The sequence below is a fragment of the Paenibacillus chungangensis genome, from assembly GCF_042675905.1.
GTDB classification, from domain to species: domain Bacteria; phylum Bacillota; class Bacilli; order Paenibacillales; family Paenibacillaceae; genus Pristimantibacillus; species Pristimantibacillus chungangensis.
This window is the reverse complement of record NZ_JBHTJZ010000011.1, coordinates 277,368-299,770: the sequence shown is the minus strand read 5'-3', so window position 1 is coordinate 299,770 and position 22,403 is coordinate 277,368. Positions and strand designations below refer to the sequence as shown.

At 50.5% G+C, this 22,403-nt stretch carries 22 protein-coding genes; 20 read left to right on the top strand and 2 right to left on the bottom strand.

Features of this window, described 5'->3' with window-relative positions; genetic code table 11:
* Positions 1 to 3: 3 nt before the first annotated feature.
* The 19 genes from ACFQ2I_RS10955 (at position 4) to ACFQ2I_RS10865 (ending at position 19,156) form a co-directional block, all read left to right on the top strand.
* Entirely contained in the window at positions 4 to 504 is a 501-nt protein-coding gene (locus ACFQ2I_RS10955; protein WP_377564201.1) for a TRAP transporter small permease, read from the top strand.
* Positions 501 to 1,790, top strand: coding sequence for a TRAP transporter large permease (locus tag ACFQ2I_RS10950; protein ID WP_377564200.1), 1,290 nt, complete (start codon positions 501 to 503; stop codon positions 1,788 to 1,790). The genes ACFQ2I_RS10955 and ACFQ2I_RS10950 overlap by 4 nt, the downstream gene beginning before the upstream one ends.
* 104 nt (positions 1,791 to 1,894) lie before the next feature.
* Positions 1,895 to 3,391, top strand: coding sequence for a glycerol kinase GlpK (glpK, locus tag ACFQ2I_RS10945; RefSeq protein WP_377564199.1), 1,497 nt, complete (start codon positions 1,895 to 1,897; stop codon positions 3,389 to 3,391).
* A 151-nt stretch (positions 3,392 to 3,542) separates the two neighbouring features.
* A complete protein-coding gene (locus tag ACFQ2I_RS10940; protein ID WP_377564198.1) occupies positions 3,543 to 5,234 on the top strand; it encodes a glycerol-3-phosphate dehydrogenase/oxidase in 1,692 nt (563 codons plus the stop codon).
* Between the two features lie 142 nt (positions 5,235 to 5,376).
* The gene (locus tag ACFQ2I_RS10935) at positions 5,377 to 7,113 is read left to right on the top strand and encodes a sensor histidine kinase (protein WP_377564197.1); all 1,737 of its coding nucleotides are present in this window, start codon (positions 5,377 to 5,379) and stop codon (positions 7,111 to 7,113) included.
* On the top strand, positions 7,106 to 8,797 hold the full coding sequence (locus ACFQ2I_RS10930; RefSeq protein WP_377564196.1) for a response regulator transcription factor: 1,692 nt from the start codon (positions 7,106 to 7,108) through the stop codon (positions 8,795 to 8,797). The genes ACFQ2I_RS10935 and ACFQ2I_RS10930 overlap by 8 nt, the downstream gene beginning before the upstream one ends.
* A 104-nt stretch (positions 8,798 to 8,901) precedes the next feature.
* Positions 8,902 to 10,611 carry an extracellular solute-binding protein gene (locus ACFQ2I_RS10925; RefSeq protein WP_377564194.1) on the top strand — a complete coding sequence of 570 codons (1,710 nt, stop codon included), beginning with the start codon at positions 8,902 to 8,904 and terminating at the stop codon, positions 10,609 to 10,611.
* A 101-nt stretch (positions 10,612 to 10,712) separates the two neighbouring features.
* Complete coding sequence (locus ACFQ2I_RS10920; RefSeq protein ID WP_377564259.1) at positions 10,713 to 11,603, top strand: ABC transporter permease; 891 nt, start codon at positions 10,713 to 10,715, stop codon at positions 11,601 to 11,603.
* An 18-nt stretch (positions 11,604 to 11,621) separates the two neighbouring features.
* Complete coding sequence (locus tag ACFQ2I_RS10915; protein WP_377564193.1) at positions 11,622 to 12,506, top strand: carbohydrate ABC transporter permease; 885 nt, start codon at positions 11,622 to 11,624, stop codon at positions 12,504 to 12,506.
* Between the two features lie 259 nt (positions 12,507 to 12,765).
* Complete coding sequence (locus ACFQ2I_RS10910) at positions 12,766 to 13,554, top strand: sulfite exporter TauE/SafE family protein (protein ID WP_377564192.1); 789 nt, start codon at positions 12,766 to 12,768, stop codon at positions 13,552 to 13,554.
* A gap of 150 nt (positions 13,555 to 13,704) precedes the next feature.
* Entirely contained in the window at positions 13,705 to 14,289 is a 585-nt protein-coding gene (locus tag ACFQ2I_RS10905; protein WP_377564190.1) for a sulfurtransferase TusA family protein, read from the top strand.
* A gap of 42 nt (positions 14,290 to 14,331) precedes the next feature.
* Positions 14,332 to 15,480 carry an MBL fold metallo-hydrolase gene (locus ACFQ2I_RS10900; protein ID WP_377564189.1) on the top strand — a complete coding sequence of 383 codons (1,149 nt, stop codon included), beginning with the start codon at positions 14,332 to 14,334 and terminating at the stop codon, positions 15,478 to 15,480.
* A 95-nt stretch (positions 15,481 to 15,575) separates the two neighbouring features.
* Complete coding sequence (locus ACFQ2I_RS10895) at positions 15,576 to 15,803, top strand: sulfurtransferase TusA family protein (protein ID WP_377564188.1); 228 nt, start codon at positions 15,576 to 15,578, stop codon at positions 15,801 to 15,803.
* A gap of 158 nt (positions 15,804 to 15,961) precedes the next feature.
* Positions 15,962 to 16,225 (top strand): metal-sensitive transcriptional regulator, encoded by a 264-nt coding sequence (locus tag ACFQ2I_RS10890; RefSeq protein WP_377564187.1) that lies wholly within the window; start codon positions 15,962 to 15,964, stop codon positions 16,223 to 16,225.
* Between the two features lie 169 nt (positions 16,226 to 16,394).
* On the top strand, positions 16,395 to 16,883 hold the full coding sequence (locus ACFQ2I_RS10885; RefSeq protein ID WP_377564186.1) for a DsrE/DsrF/DrsH-like family protein: 489 nt from the start codon (positions 16,395 to 16,397) through the stop codon (positions 16,881 to 16,883).
* A gap of 85 nt (positions 16,884 to 16,968) precedes the next feature.
* Entirely contained in the window at positions 16,969 to 17,508 is a 540-nt protein-coding gene (locus ACFQ2I_RS10880) for a type VII secretion EssA family protein (RefSeq protein ID WP_377564184.1), read from the top strand.
* Entirely contained in the window at positions 17,505 to 18,194 is a 690-nt protein-coding gene (locus tag ACFQ2I_RS10875) for an AIM24 family protein (protein WP_377564183.1), read from the top strand. The genes ACFQ2I_RS10880 and ACFQ2I_RS10875 overlap by 4 nt, the downstream gene beginning before the upstream one ends.
* Positions 18,195 to 18,262: 68 nt before the next feature.
* Positions 18,263 to 18,904, top strand: coding sequence for a hypothetical protein (locus ACFQ2I_RS10870; RefSeq protein WP_377564182.1), 642 nt, complete (start codon positions 18,263 to 18,265; stop codon positions 18,902 to 18,904).
* Between the two features lie 69 nt (positions 18,905 to 18,973).
* The gene (locus tag ACFQ2I_RS10865; RefSeq protein ID WP_377564181.1) at positions 18,974 to 19,156 is read left to right on the top strand and encodes an H-type small acid-soluble spore protein; all 183 of its coding nucleotides are present in this window, start codon (positions 18,974 to 18,976) and stop codon (positions 19,154 to 19,156) included.
* Between the two features lie 202 nt (positions 19,157 to 19,358).
* Here ACFQ2I_RS10865 and ACFQ2I_RS10860 read toward each other — a convergent pair whose 3' ends face one another.
* Together ACFQ2I_RS10860 and ACFQ2I_RS10855 are read right to left on the bottom strand one after the other, a co-directional pair.
* Positions 19,359 to 19,838: a CHRD domain-containing protein gene (locus tag ACFQ2I_RS10860; RefSeq protein WP_377564258.1), complete on the bottom strand. Its 480-nt coding sequence runs from the start codon at positions 19,836 to 19,838 to the stop codon at positions 19,359 to 19,361.
* Positions 19,839 to 20,017: 179 nt separating this feature from the next.
* Positions 20,018 to 21,343: an alpha-L-fucosidase gene (locus ACFQ2I_RS10855; RefSeq protein WP_377564180.1), complete on the bottom strand. Its 1,326-nt coding sequence runs from the start codon at positions 21,341 to 21,343 to the stop codon at positions 20,018 to 20,020.
* A gap of 183 nt (positions 21,344 to 21,526) precedes the next feature.
* Between ACFQ2I_RS10855 and ACFQ2I_RS10850 the strand changes: the two genes are divergently transcribed.
* Positions 21,527 to 22,351 (top strand): AraC family transcriptional regulator, encoded by an 825-nt coding sequence (locus ACFQ2I_RS10850; RefSeq protein ID WP_377564257.1) that lies wholly within the window; start codon positions 21,527 to 21,529, stop codon positions 22,349 to 22,351.
* The last annotated feature ends 52 nt before the right edge of the window (positions 22,352 to 22,403 follow it).

The window sequence follows — 22,403 nt, the reverse complement described above, 5'->3', positions numbered from 1 at the left end:
TCAATGAACAAAGCGCATATCGCACGGGTAGTGATGAAAGCCGATCATGTTCTGTTCAAGACGGTTCAAGTCATCACAGTACTGCTGTTAGCAGGAATCGTGCTGACGATATCGGCTTCCGTATTTACTCGTTGGATCATTTTTTATCCGCTAAACTTTGCGGATGCGTTAGCGAAATACATGCTGATGTGGATGGCATTTCTAGGGATGGGGCTTGCGCTTCGTTCAGGCGAGCATATTGCTGTAGATATGCTTGTCACTAAGCTTAAAGGGGCGGCGCGTAAATTCGTTCAAGGATGCATCCATGTGTTGTTATCCGTATTTCTACTGATCATTGCTTATTACGGGTTTCAATATGCGATGGATGGAAGAGATAGCTACGATCCGTTCGTATTCGGAATCAGCATGATGATCCCTTATCTCTCCGTGTCGGTTGGCGCGATATATGCATGTATTCAGATTAATTTACGAATGATCGGCCAGATGTTGGGAGGAGACTTATGAGCGCGCTTCTCATTTATATTGTTCTGTTTCTTGCTCTCATTGCATATAGCTTACCCATTGCGTTTGCGCTGGGACTATCCACGTTAAGTGTTTTCATCATCACCGATCAGCCTTTGGATTTATTTGCCCAGCGCATGTGGACGGGGTTGGATAAATTTACACTAGTCGCTATTCCGTTATTCATATTGGCCGGTGAATTAATGGGCGGGTCAGGCATATTGATTCGATTAATGGATTTTGCGAGATTGTTGGTTGGTCGGGTTCGTGGAGGACTTCTTTATATCAACATACTGGTTAGTATGTTCTTCGGCGGTATTAACGGCTCCGCCGTGGCGGATACAAGCGCGATTGGCTCGATGATGATTAAGCCGACGGCGAAAGAATACAATGATCCCGATACGGCTGCTGCTATTACGGCGAGCAGTTCAATCGTCGGTCCTGTCATTCCGCCGAGCTTGCCGATGCTGATTTATGTTTTTGCGGCCGGCAATGTGTCGGTAGCCGGCATGTTCATGGCAGGGATCGTGCCGGGAATTTTACTGGGTCTTTCCATGATGATTGTCACTTTTTTTCTGACCAGGAAGAAGAAGTATCCTGCCGACAGCAAGAGGTATACGCTCAAAGAAGTGTTTGCCATCATCAGACGGTTTTCAATTGCGGCCGTACTTCCCATTATTATGGTGGCGGGTATAGTGGGAGGCGTTGCTTCACCGACGGAAGCGGGATGTATCGGCGTTTTATATGCTCTTTTAATCGGTTTTTTCGTCACCAAGGAATTAACGGTTAAGGCCGTATATGATGCCATGGTTAGGACGATAGGGATTAGTGCAATCGTCATGATCATGATAGCGATAGGCAATGTCGCGATCTGGTGGTTGACGATGGAAGGGATACCTGCTCAGATCAGCAACTGGTTCCAAAGCATCACAAGCAGCGGCGCGGTATTTTTATTATTGATGATATTGCTCTATCTGCTTATTGGCCTATTCATCGAACAAGCGGCAGCCATTGTCATGCTTGTACCGGTATTCGCTCCACTGGCCAATGTCTATGGCATCGACCCTCTGCATTTTGGCATATTTACATGCTTGGCGCTGGCTATCGGACTCATTACTCCACCAGTTGGCTTATGTACATTTGTATCCAGTTCTATTGCGCAAATTCCTGTTCAACGCGTATTCAGAGCATCTGTTCCATATTTAGCCGCCATATTCATTATTCTGGTACTCGTCACATTCGTTCCGCAAAGCTTCTTGTGGCTACCTCAAATGTTGGGCTTAGGCTGATCGCAATTGTTCGCTCCCAATGTTGCAAGTCGCTATCATTTTGATTTATGTTGTATATGGAGCTTTGATGTGACAGATGTCGTTTTCACAGGAGGAAGAGCGAAATGAAGCGTTATATGATGGCGCTGGATCAGGGAACGACCAGCACAAGAGCATTGCTCGTCGATGAAAGCGGAACCATCGCAGCAATCTGGCAGGAAGAGCTGCCGCTGCAGTATCCGGAGCCGGGAGCGGTGGAAGCGGATGCAGAATTCATCTGGGCATCGGCGCAGCGCGTCATGCGCGGAGTGCTGGAGCAGGCCGGCGTATCGGCGGAAGCGATCGCGGGCATCGGCATTACGAATCAGCGGGAGACGACGGTCGTCTGGGACAAGGCGACGGGCCGTCCTATCCATCAAGCGATCGTATGGCAGTCCCGTCAGACGGCGGACATATGCGAGCGGCTGAAGGCGGAAGGCCACGCAGCGGAATTCCATGCGCGAACGGGGCTGCTGATCGATGCCTACTTCTCCGGCACGAAGGTAAGCTGGATTCTGGATCATGTGGAGGGAGCCAGAGAGCGGGCAATGGCGGGGGAGCTGTTGTTCGGTACGATCGAGACTTGGCTCATCTGGAATATGACTGGCGGCAAAGTGCATATGTCGGATGTGTCCAACGCTTCCCGCACGCTGATGTTCAACATTCATAACCGGGCATGGGACGATGAGCTGCTGCGCATCCTGCAGGTGCCGCGGGTGATGCTGCCGGAAGTACGGGCCTCTTCCGAGATCTACGGGGAGCTTGAATCATCGCTGCTTGGCCGGGCTATTCCCATAGCCGGTGCAGCCGGCGACCAGCAAGCCGCCTTGTTCGGTCAGACGGCATTCGCGGAAGGCGCCACGAAGAATACGTACGGCACGGGCTGCTTCATGTTGATGAACACGGGAGAGAAGGCGATCTTGTCGGAGCGTGGCTTGCTTACGACGATCGCCTGGGAAGTGAATGGGAAGCTGGAATATGCGCTGGAGGGCAGCATCTTCGTTGCCGGTGCAGCGATTCAGTGGCTGCGGGACGGGCTGGAGATGATACAGTCGGCGTCCGAGACGGAAGCGCTTGCGAAGCAGGTGGAGTCCACCGAGGGCGTCTATGTCGTGCCGGCGTTCGTGGGATTGGGAACACCGTATTGGAACAGCGATGTTCGCGGCTCGGTATTCGGTCTGACCCGCGGTACGTCGAAGTCTCACTTCGTCCGCGCTGTGCTGGAATCGCTTGCCTATCAGAGCAGAGATGTGCTGGCGGTCATGGAGCAGGAATCTGGCTTGAAGCTGTCGTCGCTCGCCGTGGACGGGGGCGCGGTAGCCAACAATCTGCTCATGCAATTCCAGAGCGATCTGCTCGGCGTTCCGGTGGAGCGGCCTGGCTCTAATGAATCGACGGCGCTTGGCGCCGCATTCCTGGCGGGGCTCGCGGTCGGCTTCTGGCAAGACTGCGAGGAGCTGTCGAAGCTTCGCGGCATCGATCGGATATTCCGCCCGACGATGGAGGAGGCGCACCGGGAGGAGTTGTATCGCGGCTGGCAGCGTGCGGTGAAAGCAGCCATGGCTTTTGCAGAGCAGGTATGATATACTGATCCTAAGTTAATACAGGTTGGAGATTGGGAGAAACCACGAAAGCCGCTTCTATCCTCGATGTCGAGGGGGAGAAGCGGCTGGAGTGGTTTCTCCTTTTTTGTTGCTCTCATAATCTATCGGCAGAGAAGGGAAGCATATTGTTATGACAAAACAAAGCGAAATGATCAAATTCGGGGCGCATCATCGGACGGCAATGCTGGAGGCGATGGAGCAGGCGGAGCTGGATGTGTTAATTATAGGCGGCGGTATTACAGGAGCGGGAATTGCGCTGGATGCAGCTTCGCGCGGGATGAAAGCCGGACTGGTGGAGATGCAGGACTTCGCCGCGGGCACGTCCAGTCGCTCTACGAAGCTGGTCCATGGGGGCTTGCGCTACTTAAAGCAACTGGAGATCGGCGTCGTCGCGGAGGTAGGCAAGGAGCGGGAGATTGTCTACGAGAACGGCCCTCATGTGACGACGCCAGAATGGATGCTGCTTCCTCTATATACAGGCGGCACGTTCGGCAAGTTCTCCACTTCCATAGGACTGCGCGTCTATGACTTTCTTGCCGGCGTGAAGCGCAGCGAGCGGCGCAAGATGCTGAGTGCGGAGGAGACGCTGCGCAAGGAGCCATTGCTGAAGAAGGACGGCATGAAGGGCGGCGGTTACTATGTCGAATACCGTACGGATGATGCGCGGCTGACGATTGAGGTGATGAAGCGCGCGGCAGAGATGGGTGCGCTTGCCGTGAACTACAGCAAGGTGGAAGAGCTGTTGTACAATAGCTCGGGCAAGGTCGTCGGAGCGGTCGTGCGCAATCTGATGACGGGCAAGCTGCACCAGATCAAGGCGGCCAAGGTGATCAATGCGACGGGACCATGGGTGGATAACATACGGGAAATGGACGGCTCGAAGCGCGGCAAGACGCTGCGGCTGACGAAGGGCGTTCACCTCGTCTTCGACGGCGGGCGGTTCCCGCTGCGCCAGGCGGTCTACTTCGATACGCCGGACGGCCGCATGGTATTCGCCATCCCTCGCGAAGGCAAGACCTACTTCGGCACGACGGATACGAATTACACGGCAGATACAGCAAGGCCGGTCATGACGCAGGGAGACCGCGATTACTTGCTCAAGGCGGCGAACTTCATGTTCCCGTCGCTCGGTCTGACAGGGGCCGACGTGGAATCCAGCTGGGCGGGACTCAGGCCGCTTATTCAGCAAGAAGGCAAGTCGCCGTCGGAGATCTCGCGCCGTGATGAGATATTCGTATCGGATTCCGGTCTGATCAGCATTGCGGGCGGCAAGCTGACGGGATACCGGAAGATGGCGGAGTCCGTCATCGACAAGGTGCTGGAGCTGCTGAAGGCGGACGGAGCGCCATCCTTGATCGGGGCAAGCCGTACGAAGAATATGCCGATATCCGGCGGCGATGTGGGCGGATCGAAGGAACTGAAAGGATTCATACAGCGCAAGACGCAGGAAGGCGTTAAGCACGGCTTCTCAGCTGATGCGGCTCATCTGCTTGCCGGTCGATACGGCGCGAATGTAGATAACCTGTATGGGCTGGCTGAACAGGCGCATACGATGGGACAGACTTACGGCCTGCCGCCAGAGGTCGCCGTGCAACTGCGTTATGCGATCGATGAGGAGATGACTACGAAGCCGGTTGACTTCTTCATCCGCCGCACGGGCGATCTGTTCTTCCGTATCGAAGAGGTGCGCAAGTGGAAGGAGCCTGTCATTGCAATCATGGCTCAGGAATTCCAGTGGAACGATGAACAGAAGCGGAATTATACGGAGGAGCTTGAACTTGCGCTGCAGGATGCGGTGCAGCCGGTACAGCATGACTCCTAATCGCAGATCAACTATGAGAATAAGCCGAATGGCGCTCAGGAAATTTTCCTGAACACCGTTCGGCTTTTTGCTATAATAGTAAGGATTTTCGACTGACATGGGCAAGGGAAGTCATTTTATGGAATGGGTGGGATGGCGTGAGATGAAGCTCAATCAAAGAAGTGTATTCGTATATCATAAAATTATTATTGTTTTTTTTGCCCTTATTATTCCGGTGTATGGGATAAACATGGGGATGAACTACTTGAGCTTCTCTTATGCAAAAGAGCAAATCATCGATTCAACGATTTCCAATGCCACCTTTTACTCCAAACAACTGGAAAATCAATTCGAATTCGTCCGTATTCGACAATTGGAACTATTAAATGATTCGGACCTGCAGAAGCTTGGATTTCAATCTGATTCACTTGCTACGGCTGAAGAAATACGGCTTGTGAAAAATATTAATGAACAGCTTCTCACGATACAAAACGCGAGCCCGTTGATCGCCAACGTTGGTGTATATATCCGCTCTTATGGTAAAACGATTTCAACCGGCAGCTATGTTGCCGCTTTGCCGAATAGGGAATGGGACGAAATTCTGGATATGGCGGGCAGTACGTTGAATAAAGCGATCTATTATTCCGAAGAGAAAATGATCTTGCTTCGTTCCTCCAATAACGAAAATATAATCTCATATATTGAATTATCTACCCTCCGTTTGAAACAGATGCTGGAGCAGCTTGTCAATCAAAATGCCCATACGGGAGCGGCTATTTTTGCTAATGAAACGTCATTGCCAATTATATATGACAAGGAAAAGATGTCGTTAATGGAAGCGCTCTCCGATGGCATCCATGCTTCTCACTCCAATAGTATTCCGGAATACCTGTCTGTCCATGATAATGGCCAGACCTATATAGCAACGGCAACCAAGCTTCAAGTATTTGGCTGGACACTGTGCACATACATATCCGAAGAGGAAGTGACAGGGCCGCTAAAAAAGTACAGCTTTTGGTTTTTGATGTTATCGATCGTATCGGTCGTTGTCATCGTTATATTTGCCTTTTCAGTCAATCGTATGATTCATATTCCGCTGAATAAACTAGTGCAATCGTTTAGAAGGACGGAAATTGATTATCTCCATGCATCAAGCTCGCCAAGAAACAATAACGAATTTGATTATCTGTATGAAAGCTATGGCAAGATGCTTGAAAAACTTAAAACATCTATACAGCAAAATTATGAGCAGAAAATTGCACTTCAGGCGTTTGAGCTCAAGCATCTGCAATCGCAAATCAATCCGCACTTCTTGTACAACGGTTTCTATAATATATATCGGCTAAGTAAGTCAGGGCATCATGACAATGCGGCGACCTTGGCTCAGAAATTGGCCAGTTATTATCGGTTTATTACCAGAAGCGGCTCCGACCAGGTGCAATTGCATATGGAATACCAGAATGCTCTTGATTATTGCGCCATTCAACGGATTCGCTTCTCCAACCGGATCGAGATAGATTGCGATGAACTACCGGAGCATCTGCGCCATATCGCGGTTCCGCGCCTGATGATTCAACCAGTCATTGAAAATGCGTTCGAACATGCCTTCGAGCATAGCTCGAAGGGCGGTACATTGCACATTCGAATTCATTATGATGAGCATCTTCATATTTCGGTAGAAGATAGTGGAGCGGAACTGAAGGATGAAGCAATTGCTCATTTACAAAAGCAATTATCAGATCCTGGGGCATGGAAGGAAAAAACAGGTTTGCTGAATGTGAATCAAAGAATTCGCTTAAAATACGGTCGCAGAAGCGGCATTTTTGTATCGAGAAGTGTGCTCGGCGGATTGCGAGTAGAGATGGTCATGGATATTCATGGGGGGGATATGGATGTATAGATTGCTTATTGTCGACGATGAACCGGCAATCGTAGAGGGTTTAGCTCAGTTATTCGAAGAATACGATAAACTGGAGCTTGATGTGTGGCAAGCTTCTTCTGCGCAAGAAGCCATTGAAGTTGCCAAAAAAATGAAGCTGGATATCGTTCTTAGCGATATTCGAATGCCTGAAAAAAACGGCTTTCAATTAATTGATGAGCTGGTCGTGTATTGGCCGACTTGCAAAATTATCTTTTTGACAGGATACAGTGATTTTGATTATGCGTATAGCGCATTTCAGAAAAACGTGGAGAACTATCTATTAAAGGATGAAGACGATCAGGTCTTGTTAGAAGCCGTGGAAGCTGTCATTCGCAAGCTGGATGAGGAGAAGCGCAATCTGCACATGCTGGAAAAAGCGATGGATACATTGGAGACATACCAGCCGTATGTTCGCAAGCAATGCTTCGAAGGCATATTGGCCGGTGAACCTTCGGAAGGACTGGCATCGACTGCTCTACTGGACCAGGAAACGATGGACATTAACATGAATGCGCCCGTATTATTGCTGCTTGGCCATATCCGGAACTGGCCTCGCGGGATGGCCTACGCAAAAAAGCTGGATATACATATTTCGATTCAAAACATGTTTCGATCACAGCTATCCGGCTTATTATCCGTAGAGGAAATCATCTATGAGCGATCCCATCTGGTATGGTTCATTCAGCCCAGCGCAGCTTCGAGCGGACGAATGATGAACGAAGCGAGCGGGACGGATTGGAGAGCGATAGCGGAATATTTGAAAGGCATGCTTGAATTCGTACAAAATACTTGCCAAGAAAAGTGGGATGTCGAGGTCACTTTTTATTTATCCAGGGGGGCAATTGACTGGCAGGAGGCCCATGACGAGTATGAATTTATTAAATCCTTCATGGAGATGAGGAATTGGATTGCTCCGGATATGACAATCATCGATTTAAGTGTGGCCGCTAATCCCAGCTTGTTCAATCCTACGATGAAGCGGTTGACGGACAGCGAGCATTATGAACGGCTGCTCCATCGACTGGAGTTGGCCTTTCGTGATAGCGAGGAAGACGATGTACAGCGATTATGCAGCAGGTTGTTTCAATTTATCCGTCAGGATATGACGTCCAGTTATGCAGACGGCATGCGTAAATATTTACATGTGCGGCTTCTTTATATGTCACGGGCAATAGAGCTGGAATTATCGTTGAAAGAGAGCGACGATATCGGTTTATCCCATTTATTTCGTACAGATATGCCGGAGGATTGGAGAGAAGAGGAACGTTATTATATTGCGTTAGGGCGGTTGATTTGTACGCAAGCCCAGCATCAGCAAGGAAATCATACACATGAATCGATTGAAAAGGTTCATCGGTTTATTGACGACAATCTTGGTAATGATCTCTCTTTGATCAGGCTTGCGGATGTCGTTTACATGAACCCGTCGTATTTCTCGCGGTTCTATAAGCAAAAGACAGGACGGAATGTCATGAATTATATACATGAGGCTAAGTTAAAGGCGGCTCAGTCTATGCTCAAGGACGCTTCCATGAGAGTTCAAGCGATTTCAAGTCTGCTTGGGTTTACTTCGCCTTCGTACTTTTCGATCTTTTTCAAGAAAATGACGGGCATGACGCCTCAGGAATTCAGGGAGCGAATGGATGAAACGGCGATGAAGTAAACCAAATAAAAGAATGTAAAAATAAAGAGATTGTAAGCGCTTTTACTTGATTTTAGAATGAAATGTGTAGGGACCTACACACTTGTTAATAGGGGGAAAAATAAATGAACCGTAAGTATGGAGCCATCCTTGTGGCAGCACTCCTGGCCTTATTGACGTTATTCGCATCGGCCTGTTCGGAGCAGAACAAACCGGAAAGCAACAACGCATCGGGCAAAGAAAATAAGCCGACTACCGATCAAAATACGAACGACACACCTGCTGTATCGAACGAGCCGGTTGATCCGCTCGGTAAATATCCCGAGACGATTACGGTAACGCAAGTAATGGGATTCTCTCCGCCACAAGACGGAAAAACACCAAAATCCATTACACCGGAAACGAACGGTTATGTCACGAAATTAAAAGAAATGCTTAATATCGATATTAAATATTTATGGACTGTCCCTTCGGACCAATTCGAGCAGAAGTTTTCGTTGTCCGTCGCGTCTGGTGATTTGCCTGATGTGATGGCGATCGGCATCACTGACTTCGAAAAGTTCAAGGAAGACGGTATACTTGCGGACTTGACGGATGCTTACAATAATTACGCATCTCCTCGATTGAGACAATATGTCGAGCAAGATGGGGGCGCTACGCTTAACTTGTTCAAAGATGAAAATGGGAAAATATTGGGTCTGCCGAACTTTGAAGATCCGTATTTATCAACGCAAATATTGTGGATTCGCCAAGACTGGCTGACGCAATTGAATTTGGAAGTGCCGCAAACATTGGAAGAGCTGGAGATGGTGGCAGAAGCCTTCGTGAAGCAAGACCCGGACAACAACGGCAAGGATGATACAGTGGGTATTGCCATAAATAAAGATTTGATCACTTGGGGCTTCGACGCTAGAGGGTTGTTCCATACAATGGGCGCATACCCGAAAGCATGGATTAAGGGCCCCGATGGCAAGCTAATTGCTGGCGAAATCCAGCCGGAGACGAGAAAAGCGCTAGAAAAGCTACAGTCCTGGTACCAGAAAGGCATTCTGGATAAAGAGTTCGCTTATAAAGATATCAATAAAGTAGTGGAAGACGTAGTAGCAGGCAAAGTTGGCATCGCTTTCGGCGAATGGTGGTACCCGGAATGGCCGCTTAATTTGAATCGGGACAAAGATCCGAAGGCGGATTGGCAAGCTTATGTGCTCCCTTCATACGATGGCAAGCCGGGTGTTCCCATGATTCCAAAAATGAGGCTCAGCTCGGTGGCAGTGGCTAATAAAGATATGAAAAACCCTGAGGCCATGGTAAAGATGGCGAACTTCTATCTGGAAATGCAAAATCCGGAATATAAAGATATTAACAAGCCGGAGAATGGATTCGTATATACCTGGTATCAGCCGCGCTTCTATAATCCGACAGATATTGCCGACGGCTATACGACGGTCAACGAAGCATTAAAAACGGGGAAGACAGATACGCTTGATCCTCAGCACTTAAGTCTATATGAGAAAGCCAAAAAATATCTGGAAGGCGATCAAAGCCACTGGGGCATGTATACGAGTCGTGTAGATGAAAACGGAGGCTGGGGACTGACTCAAAAAATAAAGGAAATGCCCGTCATATTCAATGAATTTGCCGGCTCGCCGACGCCGACACAGATTGAAAAGGGCGCTTCTCTCGATAAATTGACGGATGAAACGTTCACAGAAATTATCGTTGGATCACCTATATCCGATTTTGATAAGTATGCTGAAAGCTGGAAGAAACTTGGAGGAAACGATATTTCGGAAGAAATCAATGCATGGTATGAGAAAACTTTGCAAAATCAGTAAACAAGGTATGACGGGGGGGAGTATTAGAGTATTCCCTCCCGTTTCATGAGCGTTCTTGTCTTTAACGGAGGTGTGTGGTCATGAATAAGGACTTCTTGAAAATGAAACGGACAGCAACAGAACTTCCGTTGCACTTGATGCTTATTCCGGGTGTGATTGTCACGCTGATCTATGCTTATGGGCCAATGGCCGGTATCGTGATGGCGTTTCAAAAGTTTAGGCCGACGCTCGGTTTTTTGAAATCAGAATGGATAGGTTTTGAAAATTTCTACTATGTATTTCATTTGCCTGACACTATTCAAGTGATTTGGAATACTTTCTTTATCGCCTTATTAAAAGTGATATTCGGTCTTATTGTTCCCTTGGCTTTGGCGTTGCTTGTTAACGAGGTTCGAAAAACATGGTTTCAACGGACGATGCAAACGAGTGTGTTCCTTCCTTTCTTCTTGTCTTGGACCGTATTGGGGGGCGTATTATTTGAGATATTCTCGCTGAAGGGTCCGGTGAACGGATTAATTGAAGCATTCGGAGCGGAGCCAATCATGTTCATGGGAAGTAATGGGTGGTTCCGGACGATATTGGTCAGCTCCGACGTTTGGAAAGGCATGGGCTACAACATGATTATTTTTCTTGCGGCTATTACGTCTATTAACCCTAATTTGTATGAAGCTGCGGAAGTTGACGGTGCTGGGAAATGGAAGCAGATGCTTCATATTACGCTGCCAGGTATGGCACCAATCATTATTTTATTAACAACGTTAAGCTTGGGTGGTTTATTGAATGCGGGGTTTGAGCAAATATTGATTTTATATCATCCGTTGGTCTATCAAAGCTCGGATGTCATCGATACATTCGTCTACCGTATGGGCATATTTGATCAGCAATACGGGCCGGCTGCGGCAATCGGATTGTTCAAATCCGTCGTCTCGACAGTACTGGTCGGAGTTTCGTATTGGATGGCTTTCCGCTTCAGTGATTATCGCATTTTTTAATGGGGGGAGTGACCATACATGTTTTACAAAGAATCGTTGGCTAGAAGGGCTTTTGTCTCCTCCAACTATGTGTTGTTGACGATCGTTACAATATTGGGAGTTATTCCGTTTGTTCATCTGCTTGCCGTCTCGCTAAGCTCTAACACAGCAGTGACCGCCGGCGAAGTCACCTTATGGCCCAAGGGATTCACATTGGAAGCTTATCGCTTCCTGGGGCAAAAAGTGGAGTTTATCCGATCTTTAGTCATTTCTTTAGAACGGGTTGTACTGGGCACGATTATCAATATGACACTTGCTATTTTAACGGCGTATCCGCTGTCAAAAGAGGTCAGGCATTTCCGTTATCGAACGATCTATGTTTGGTTTTTCGTGTTTACGATTTTTTTTGGAGGCGGACTGATTCCGACGTATATTGTTGTGAAGGAAACAGGGTTAATGAATTCAATCTGGGCGCTTATTATACCGGGAGCTCTCAATGTATGGAATATGATTATGCTGCTTAACTTTTTCAGAGGCATACCGAAGGACTTGCAGGAAGCGGCTGTTATTGATGGCGCCAGTCATTGGAGAACGCTATGGAGCATTTACTTGCCGATAGCCAAGCCGGCCATTGCGACTATTTTGCTGTTTACGATTGTCGGGCATTGGAATGCGTGGTTTGACGGGATTCTCTATATGAATTCGCCGGACAAATATCCATTGCAAACGTATTTGTCTACGCTGGTCACCTCCATTAATAGAACAAAGATTGGCGTAGATGATTTGAATGTATTGCAGAACCTGAGCGAACAAACTTTGCGTACGGCTCAAATTTTTTTGGGCGCGCTGCCGATCATGATGGTGTATCCGTTTTTACAAAAGCATTTCACGAAAGGAATTACAATTGGAAGTGTGAAGGAATAGTAGGACATGCTGTTCTGTTAGCTTGGAACAACGGGAAACCAGCCCATTACGCTGGAATCCCGTTGTTTTTTTGCTATGAGCTGCAGGCGATGTGGCCTCGGTTGCAATTGGGAAATAGGGATGAAGGACGCCGTTAGACGTTATTCATAATTGGATGCTTGACAAAAGGAATCATTCAACGTATTATAATACCCATAGGGGTATTGGTATAACCCACAGAACAAAATCGGCAGATGATTACGCCGGAAAGGAGGGAGTTATGGATATTGAAATCGGCTTGGTTCTTACCTTATTCGCCATAGGCTTCATCGGCTCATTCATCTCCGGCATGGTGGGGATCGGCGGTTCCATCATCAAGTATCCCATGCTCTTGTATATACCGCCCGCACTCGGCTTCCTGGCTTATACCGCGCAAGAGGTATCCGCGATTAGCGCCGTACAGGTGTTCTTCGCATCATTGGCCGGTATAGTGGCTTACCGTAGCGGCGGCTTGATCAATATGAAGCTCGTTCTCTATATGGGCATTCCCGTCATAGCCGGCAGCTTCATCGGCGGATATGGCTCCAAGTGGTTGCCGGACTCGGCTATCAATCTGACCTATGCCGTGCTGGCGCTGACCGCGGCGATCATGATGTTCCTTCCCAAGAAGGGAGATGAAGCGCGCAACGGATCAGAGCTTACTTTCAACCGCGGGCTTGCGGCAACTGCAGCGGGTATTGTGGGCATATTGTCCGGCATAGTGGGAGCGGCTGGCGCGTTCATCATCGTCCCGATCATGCTGGTCATGCTGAAGATCCCGACAAGAATCGCGATTGCTTCATCGCTGGCGATCACGTTCCTGTCATCCATCGGCTCCACGACTGGCAAGTTGCTTGGCGGGCATATGCTGCTCATTCCGTCCATCATTATGGTGGTGGCCAGCATTATTGGTTCCCCCATTGGCGCGAAGCTGGGGCAGCGCGTGAACGTGAAGGTGCTGCAATGGCTGCTGTCAGGTCTGATCACCGCAACGGTAGTGAAGATTTGGCTTGATATTTTAACGAAGTAACGATAGAAGTGCCATGAGTAAATAAATGGATTGCGATGCAAGGTGCCCGGTGGGCAAAAAAATTTGTCGTATTTATACCCCAATGGGTATTTCGGGTTAACTTGTGATGTGAAGCTAGGTAATTTTAATTCCATTAAGGAGGCAGTATGAATGACAACGAACCATATTGAGGCCAATGAAACATTAGATTGCACGGGGCTGGCATGCCCGATGCCGATCGTTCGCACGAAGAAGGCGATCCAGAATATGAACTCGGGAGAAGTGCTGGAGGTGCAGGCGACAGATAAAGGGTCGCTTGCGGATCTGCAGGCTTGGGCCAAAAGCGCCGGCCATCAGTATCTGGGAACGGTGACGGAAGGGGAACTGCTGAAGCACTTTGTCAGAAAAGCGAGTCCTCATGACGTGAAGCAAGAAGCGACGTACCCGCATACGGCGACTAACGAAGAACTGGAAGCGAGGCTCAGCGGCGGAGCGGACGACATGCTGCTGCTCGACGTTCGGGAAGCTGCGGAATACGCATTCGGTCATATTGCAGGCGCTGTATCGATTCCGCTGGGCCAGCTGGAGCAGAGACTGGAAGAGCTGCCAACTGATCGCGAGCTATTCGTCATCTGCCGCACAGGCTCTAGAAGCGATATGGCATGCAATCTGCTGGCGGAGAAAGGCTATGAGAAGGCGCGCAATGTCATTCCAGGCATGTCAGGCTGGTCAGGACCTGTAGAGAAGCTGAATTAAATTGACATATCTAATATCAATCATGAGGGGAGTATTAAATCAATGAATAACAAGGTAGAAGTAAAAGGCTTGACTGCAGGTGAACTGGCGCAATCGGTTATGAACGGAGAGAAACTGTTCCTTCTGGATGTTCGCAATGAAGCGGATTATAAGGATTGGAGGATTGAAGGAAGCGGCGTCACATCCCTCAACATTCCTTACTTCGAGCTGCTGGAAGGTGTCGAAGAGGCCATGGAGCAGATTCCGACAGAGGGGAAAGTGATTGTCGTCTGCGCCAAGGAAGGCTCTTCGATCTTCGTAGCGGAAAGCTTGGCCGAGGCTGGAGTGAAAGAAGTGCAATATCTGGAGGGCGGCATGAAGGCGTGGAGCGAGCATCTGGAGCCCGTCAAGGTAGGAGAGCTGGCTGGCGGCGGCGCATTGTATCAGTTCGTCAGACTGGGTAAAGGCTGTCTCTCGTATATGGTCGTCTCCGGTGGAGAAGCTGCCGTCATCGATGCAATGAGAATGACGGACGTGTACGAAGCGTTCGCGGAGCGTCAAGGCGCCGTCATCAAGCATACGATGGATACGCACCTTCATGCCGACCACATCTCCGGCGGGCGCAAGCTTGCGGAGGCTGTCGGAGCAGCTTACTGGCTGCCGCCGAAGGATGCAGGCGAAGTGGTCTTCGACTATGAGAAGCTGGAGGACGGCGAAGTGATTGCGGTAGGCGATACGCGTATTGCCATCGGCGCGCTGTATTCTCCGGGCCACACGATCGGCAGCACGTCATTCGTCATCGAAGACCGCTATCTGCTGACGGGGGACATCCTGTTCGTCGCATCCATTGGTCGTCCCGATCTGGCCGGCCAGGCGGAGGACTGGGCGGGAGATCTGCGGGATACGCTGTACCGCCGTTACAAGGCGCTGTCTTCGGATCTGATCGTGCTTCCAGCGCACTTCGGCAGCATAGCCGAGCTGGGTGAAGGCGGCGTAGTTGCCGCAAGGCTGGGCGACTTGTTCCAGCATAATCCGGGCTTGAATATGGAAGATGAGGCAACGTTCAGACGCGCCGTAACGGAGGAGCTGCCTCAGCATCCTAATGCTTATCAGGATATTCGCAGGACGAATATGGGCAGAATTACGCCGACTGACGATGAGATGCGCGATATGGAGATTGGTCCTAACCGCTGCGCCATTCATGACAAATAAGGCAATACCATTACGACAACACAATGATGCAATAACTTGAAACGATGCGATATCATATAAGAAACCAGAAACAAAAAAACGAGGAGGAATTATAAATGAATATTAAGATAACGGTAGATACGAAGGGGATGGCATGTCCAATGCCGATCGTGAAAGCGAAGAAGGCGCTGGATGGTATCCAATCGGGAGAAGTGATGGAGGTCATCTCCACAGACAAAGGTTCGCTTCAGGATTTCCAAGCATGGGTGAAAGGAACGAATCACGAGCTGCTCAAGCATGAAGAATCGGGCGGAGTATTCACATTCTATGTGAAGAAGTCATAATCCGCTAACGAATGTACGGGGCTGTCGGTGACCAGTTGCAGGCGGCTCCCTTATCTCCCCAATTCGATGCAACAGAAGGGAGTATATTGAGTTTTGATCGGGAACGGTATATAGTACCTCTAAGGGTATTAGATCGGTTCTTGAACGGAGGGGTTAGCATGAAACAATATGATGACAGCATTATACGCAGGCTGAAGCGGATGGAAGGTCAGGTGCGCGGCGTCATTCGGATGATTGAAGAGGGCAAGGAATGCAAGGATGTCATCGCCCAGCTCTCCGCCGTGCGCAGTGCAGCTGATAAAGCGATGGCGACCATTGTCGCCATGAATCTGGAGCAATGTATAGTGGAGGAGCAGGAACGCGGCGGGGACACAGGCAAGCTGGTCAAGGAAGCTGTAGAGTTGCTGGTGAAGAGCAGATAAGATATGACGTTATTGGCATCCGATGGACAAATAGCGCTTCGCAGCTTACCATTATGAGATGCTTTGAACGAAATAGCACTGGAACGCCGCAAGGCGTTTTTCTTTCTACCCTTCTCATACCTATAGTGGTATGTGTATAATGAATGAATAAAAGAGGAGAGATGAATCAATGGAAGTAACGACAACGAAGGAGAGAACGACAATTGTCCTGTTCAGTGGCGACCTGGACAAGGCGATTGCGGCATTCATTATTGCCAATGGGGCTGCCGCGTATGATCATGAAGTCACAATCTTCTTCACCTTCTGGGGATTGAATACGATGCGTAAAGACGAGGTCGTGAAAACCGACAAGGGCATGCTGGAGAAGATGTTCGGCTGGATGATGCCGCGCGGGGCGAAGAAGCTGGGGCTGTCCAAAATGAACATGGCTGGCATGGGTCCCCAAATGATCAAGCATGTCATGAAAAAGCACAATGCGATGTCGCTGCCGCAGCTGATTGAATTGGCGCAGGAGCAAGGCGTGAAGCTTGTCGCCTGCACAATGACGATGGATCTGCTCGGCTTGAAGCAGGAAGAGCTTATTGACGGCATGGAGTATGCGGGCGTGGCCGCCTATCTTGGCGATGCGACGGAAGCAAAAGTGAACTTGTTCATATAAGCTTCGATTCGACAATGGAACTCGACAATAGGCGACAATAATATGGTAGAATACTAGATAGAAGAGCTGGAAGCGGGTGATCATTATGAAGCAGCTGCGACTTGCTGCCGCGGCACTTTTACTAGTTATTCTATCAGGAATTGTCGCCTTGCCGGCACATGCCAATATGTTCGAACGAATTAAGGATATTTACGATACGCCGGAGCGCTTGCAGGAGCTTCAGAACCAGTACAATGATACGAAGGAGCAGCTGGAGGGACAACTGAAGACGCAGCTTGAACAGCTGGAGGCACAGCGTAAGCAGCTCGAGGAATCTCGGCGGCAGACGGAAGAACTGCTCCAGAGCCAGGCGGAGATGCAGCGAAGGAATGCTGATTACCGCCAGCAGAACGAAGCGTTGGTGGCGGAGAATCAGGAGCTCATGAACCGTATGCAGCAGGCGGAGGAGAATCGGAAGTCGCTCATCCGCAAGGTGACTTGGACAGCCGGTATTCTGATCGGCTTGATTGCGCTCTATGCGCTCGCTGTCCGCGTATGGCGGTTCATGGTATGGCGCAAGCAAGGTCGAGTCGGTACAACGGGCAGATCGAGCCGCCGCACAGGCAAGGGGGCATTGCTGCCATGAATATTCAGTGTCCTGCTGCCATCGGTCATGTGAAGGTGGAGCTGGAGGCGAATGAAGCGCTGCATGTGCTTCATCCGCAATCTATTGCGGCGTTCCAGGGCAATCCAAGGAATCGGGAGGACCGGTTCATGGACTTGGGAGGAGCATACCGGAAGAAGCGGTGGACCCGTTCCAGACTTCAGGGGCCGGTCCAATTCCTATTGGGCTTGCCTCCAGGCTTCACGCTGGAGATGGTCGATATACCGGAGGAGGGCAGCCTGCTATTCGATTACAGGCATGTAATGCTATTCTCGGACGGTATGACCTTCAAGAGCAAAATATTGAAATGGCGCACAGCGTGGATTACAAGAGAACTGGTTAGAATCAAGTTCAACGGCCCAGGTGTGCTGGGTGTGCTATCCGTAGGCGATATCGCCACCATTCAGCTTCAGCCGGACCATCCGCTGTTCGTGGACAAGAGCGCCCTTGTTGCCTATCCCGAGGATGCGGACATCAAGTTGTCCGTCTATGGCAACTCGCTGGCGAGCCAGCATATGAATGTGCAGTGGGAGCTTCGAGGCCGCGGCCCGGTGCTCATCCAGACGGGGGCCCGCGATACCGGGTTGCAGGACAAGCTGACGGATGACGGATGGGTCAAGCGGGTGCTGCGCGAGGCGCTGCCGTTCGGAAGCGTGTATATCAAGTAAAGGGCAGAGGAGACTAGCCGTATGTGATAAGCGGCTGGTTTTTTGCCGTATGGAGGTTTTGAAGGCAGATGAATTTATATCGGTTGAGAGTAGACGGCGAAGACGGAGAAGATCGTATGAAAGCGTATTTGGAGGATCACTTTATTAGTATCGGATGGTCTAGGTTGGGGGATCTGGCGTATGCGGAGGATCATGAAGCGATAGAGCGGCTGCGGCATCATTACGCACTGGAAGGAAATTCCTTGCGCACGGCTGTCGATGCGATACGGCACTTTACGACGGGTATGCAGGACGGAGACTACGTGTTGGTCGTACATGATAACGGTATCGTGCTTGGCGATCTTGGTGATTATTATTATATTGATGATCCACTGTCGGATGAGAGCAAGCTATGTCACAGGCGAGGCGTTACCTGGCTGAAGCGAATGGGGAAGGATGAATTGCCGCCGTCCCTCCAGGCCTTCGTTCGGGAGGACGGGGAGGTCGGCAAGTTCTGCAGACCGATATCGGCGGCGGAGGCGGAACAATGGAGAGCTGTTGAATCCGCGAGTGCAAGCGAAGGAACGGGAAAGATGCCGCGCGTTGATGAGGAATTGGTGCTGGAAGCGCTCGCGATACTGAAGGAGGCGATGCGAAGTGCCGAGCCGGAACGGAGGGAGAGAGCGGCCATCGCTATCTTGCAATATGCGCAGGGCTGCTTAAAGGAATAATGCGTGCCAAAATGTACACAATAGGCTTATCCAATCGTGATGCAGGACAGCTGCGGGAAGGGGCTAACCATGTTGAATAAGAATAGAGCACAGGAGATTGCGGAATCTCCTGTCATGGCGAACGTGACATATCAGGGGATGCCGGTCTATATCCAGCATGTGGATCAGGAGCGCGATACGGCAAGAATATATCTGCTTCATCAGTCTGAGCTAGAGCATGAAGTATCTCTCGACCAATTGCAGGAACAATGATTCTGGTTGTTGGCGATCGAATAGGATGAGGAGAGTATGATGTGGATATCGTATTCGCTGAAGTGCAGGAGGCGTATATGGAGCCGAGTGGCAAGTTGAGTGTGAGTGAGCTGAAGGCGGGCATGAATGGGCAAGGCGAGCGTTGATGCAGAGTGCATCAAGGCTCGCCTTGGATTCATTTATTCACTGGCGGCTCTGCTCGTTAGCGGATCTGACCGCGAATCTCGCCATCAGGATAACGTAGAGTATGCACATTGACGTACGCGTTGCCGCGTTCGATCTCGCGGATCAACTGACGGATTGTGCCGCCACGCAGCGGTCCTACGAGGTCGCTGTCCCGCAACATGCCGTTAATGATGCCGCGCCGGAACGATACGCCGCCGTTCACCGGCCCGAATAAATAGGCGACTATCGGCCCGTTCTCACCAGGGCGGCCCAGGTGAATATGCGCTTGCGTGACACGTCGAATATTACGCAAGACGAGTCGGTATTGCAGACTATGGCGTCTGCGTCTCCACCACCTGCGCGAGTTCACTCCATTGAAGCTGTCATCGCCGACGTTATTGTCGTCGTCATAAGGGCCGACTCCTCCCCCCCGGATTGATCTGAACAGTGCGCGTCCTGAAGCGAATGTCACGACAGGCGGCACCTCGTTCAATCCTCTCAATCGTGCGCGATAAATAGCCATTTGCTCTCACTCCTTTTCTCTTGATACAGCAATGTATGTGGAGACAAGCAGGAGAGCTTGTTCGATTGCCCCGAGGCAGAGGTGGAATTATGATTGACAGGTATGCACAGAAGAAGCCTCTGGCAGGCCGCATGGAGCGGCTGCCAGAGGCTTCTTCTTACGAATAAAATAGGTTAGTTCTCTTCCAGCTCCAGCTCAATAACCGTGTTGCGGTTATCCGGCAGCGGGAACGTAAAGTGTTCCGGTCGAGCGAAGTTGACGAAGGCGTCCGCGACGAATTCCTCCGCGCTCCAAGGGCGCGTCAGGAACAGCTCCGAGCCGTCTGCAAGCAGTCTGGCGCGCTTCACCTTGCCAGCCAACCCTACCAGGTTGATCGGTCCGATGCTCTCCTCCATCACATGCGCGTACAGCTTATTGCCGGATTGCGTATAGCGGCCCCAGTCCGGCTTCGGGAACTCGGACGCCTGACAGCCGTATATGCTGGCCCCGTTCCTGCTCATCCATTCGCCTACTTCCTGAAGGATATCGAGCGATTCCTTCGGAATGGCGCCCTTGGCATCCGGGCCGACGTTCAGCAGCATATTGCCGTTCTTGCTGACGCATTCCACGAGCTTGCGAATGACCGTCTGCGCGTTCTTGTAAGTGTGGTCCGCCGCAGCGTAACCCCAGTTGTTGTTAAGCGTAATACAGGCTTCCCATGGAATGGGGTTGCCGTGCTGGTCCTTCACGCCGCCGGGAGGGATAATCTGCTCCGGGGATGCGAAGTCTCCCGCGTAAGTGGTCGGGTTGTCGGTGTAGATGCTGCCGCCTTGATGACCGCTGCCCTCCAGACGGTTGTCGATAATGATGTGAGGCTGCAGGGAACGGATCATCTCCATCAACTCCTCAGACTTCCACTTGTCCTTGCGCATATCGTCATAGGAGAAGTCGAACCACATGACATCCAGCTTGCCGTAGTCTGTCAGCAGCTCGCGAATCTGTCCGTGCATATATGCCAAGTATCGGTCGAACGTAGCGGGATCGCGCTTGAACGCTTCATTGTTCCGCATAGGATGAATGCGGTCTCCGTAAGCGGGATAATCCTCGTGATACCAGTCGATTAGAGAGTAGTACAGTCCCACCTTCAGCCCTTCCGCGCGGAACGCTTCCAGGAATTCGCTGACCAGATCACGTCCGGCCTTCGTATTCGTCGCCTTGTATTCCGTGAGCTTGCTGTCGAACAGACAGAAGCCGTCGTGATGCTTGGCCGTCAATACCGCATACTTCATGCCGGCTTGCTTCGCCGCCTTCGCCCATGCCTTCGGGTCGTAATCGACGGGATCGAATTCGTCGAAGTATGGCTGGTAGTCTTCGATCGATAGCTGCTCGGTGCTGCGCACCCACTCGCCTCTGGCGGGAATGGCATACAGCCCCCAGTGGATGAACATGCCGAAGCGGTCCTTGAGGAACCATTCGGTACGCTCCGTTCTCTCGCGAATCAACTGTTGTCCTGTGCTCATATGATCTACCTCCATATTGGGAATGACCTGCCGGGATAGCATACATACTATCTGCTATTTTCAATCAATCATCGTTTGTCTTGCCCCTTTAGTCTAGCAGGGATGTGATACAATACATAGATAGAAGACTAACCTGTATGGGTAACATCGTAACTTTTTTTGGACGAGGGGTTGGACGTGAGCATGAACCGTAGCGAAGCGGATGGAGCAGTACAGGATATGCTGTTGAATATGCAAGTGCAGATCATAGAAGCGAATCTGACGCAGTGCTGGCCCGACTGGAGCGATATAGACTATACGCCGGCTTATAATAAGCTGTATTTCATTCTGGATGGGGAAGGATGGCTGAAGGTGGAGGATATGGAGCTGTACCCGGAGCCCGGCCAGCTCATTCTGATGCCCATTCATACGAAGCAGTCATATATCACCATAAGCGACAAGCCATTCTATAAATATTGGTGCCACTTCACGGCGACAGCGGGGGGAACCGACGTCTTCCAATGGCTGGACATGCCCTTATGCTACGGTCATCTGGACCGGGATCTCCTGGAAGGATTGTTCCGCGAACTGGTGGACGCCAGGCGCAGTCATGCGCTGGTATCACGGCTGAAGGAGAAGTCTGTGCTGCTGCATATTCTGACCTTGATTATGGAGAATCAGCCGCTACGCATCGGCGAAAGCCACAGCAAGGAGATTGAGCGTCTGACGCGCATACAGCGGTATGTCGATTCCCATCTGCAGCGGGAGCTGACGGTGGAGGAACTGGCTTCCGTCCTTCATCTTCATCCCAACTACTTCAGCAAGTACTTCAAGCGCCACTTCGGCGTATCGCCGTTGAAATATGTAAGCCGCAAGCGGATGGAGCATGCCAAGCTGCTGCTGAAGACGTCATCGCAGAGCATTAAGGAGATTGCTCAGGCGACGGGGTTCGAGGATGCCAACTACTTCTCCAAGACATTCCGCCGGGAGGTCGGCTACAGCCCGACGGAATATCGGGTTAATGTGTAGAGATTAGCTGCTGCCTAATCGCTCCCGCAAGTGCTGCAGGAGGAGCTTCCGC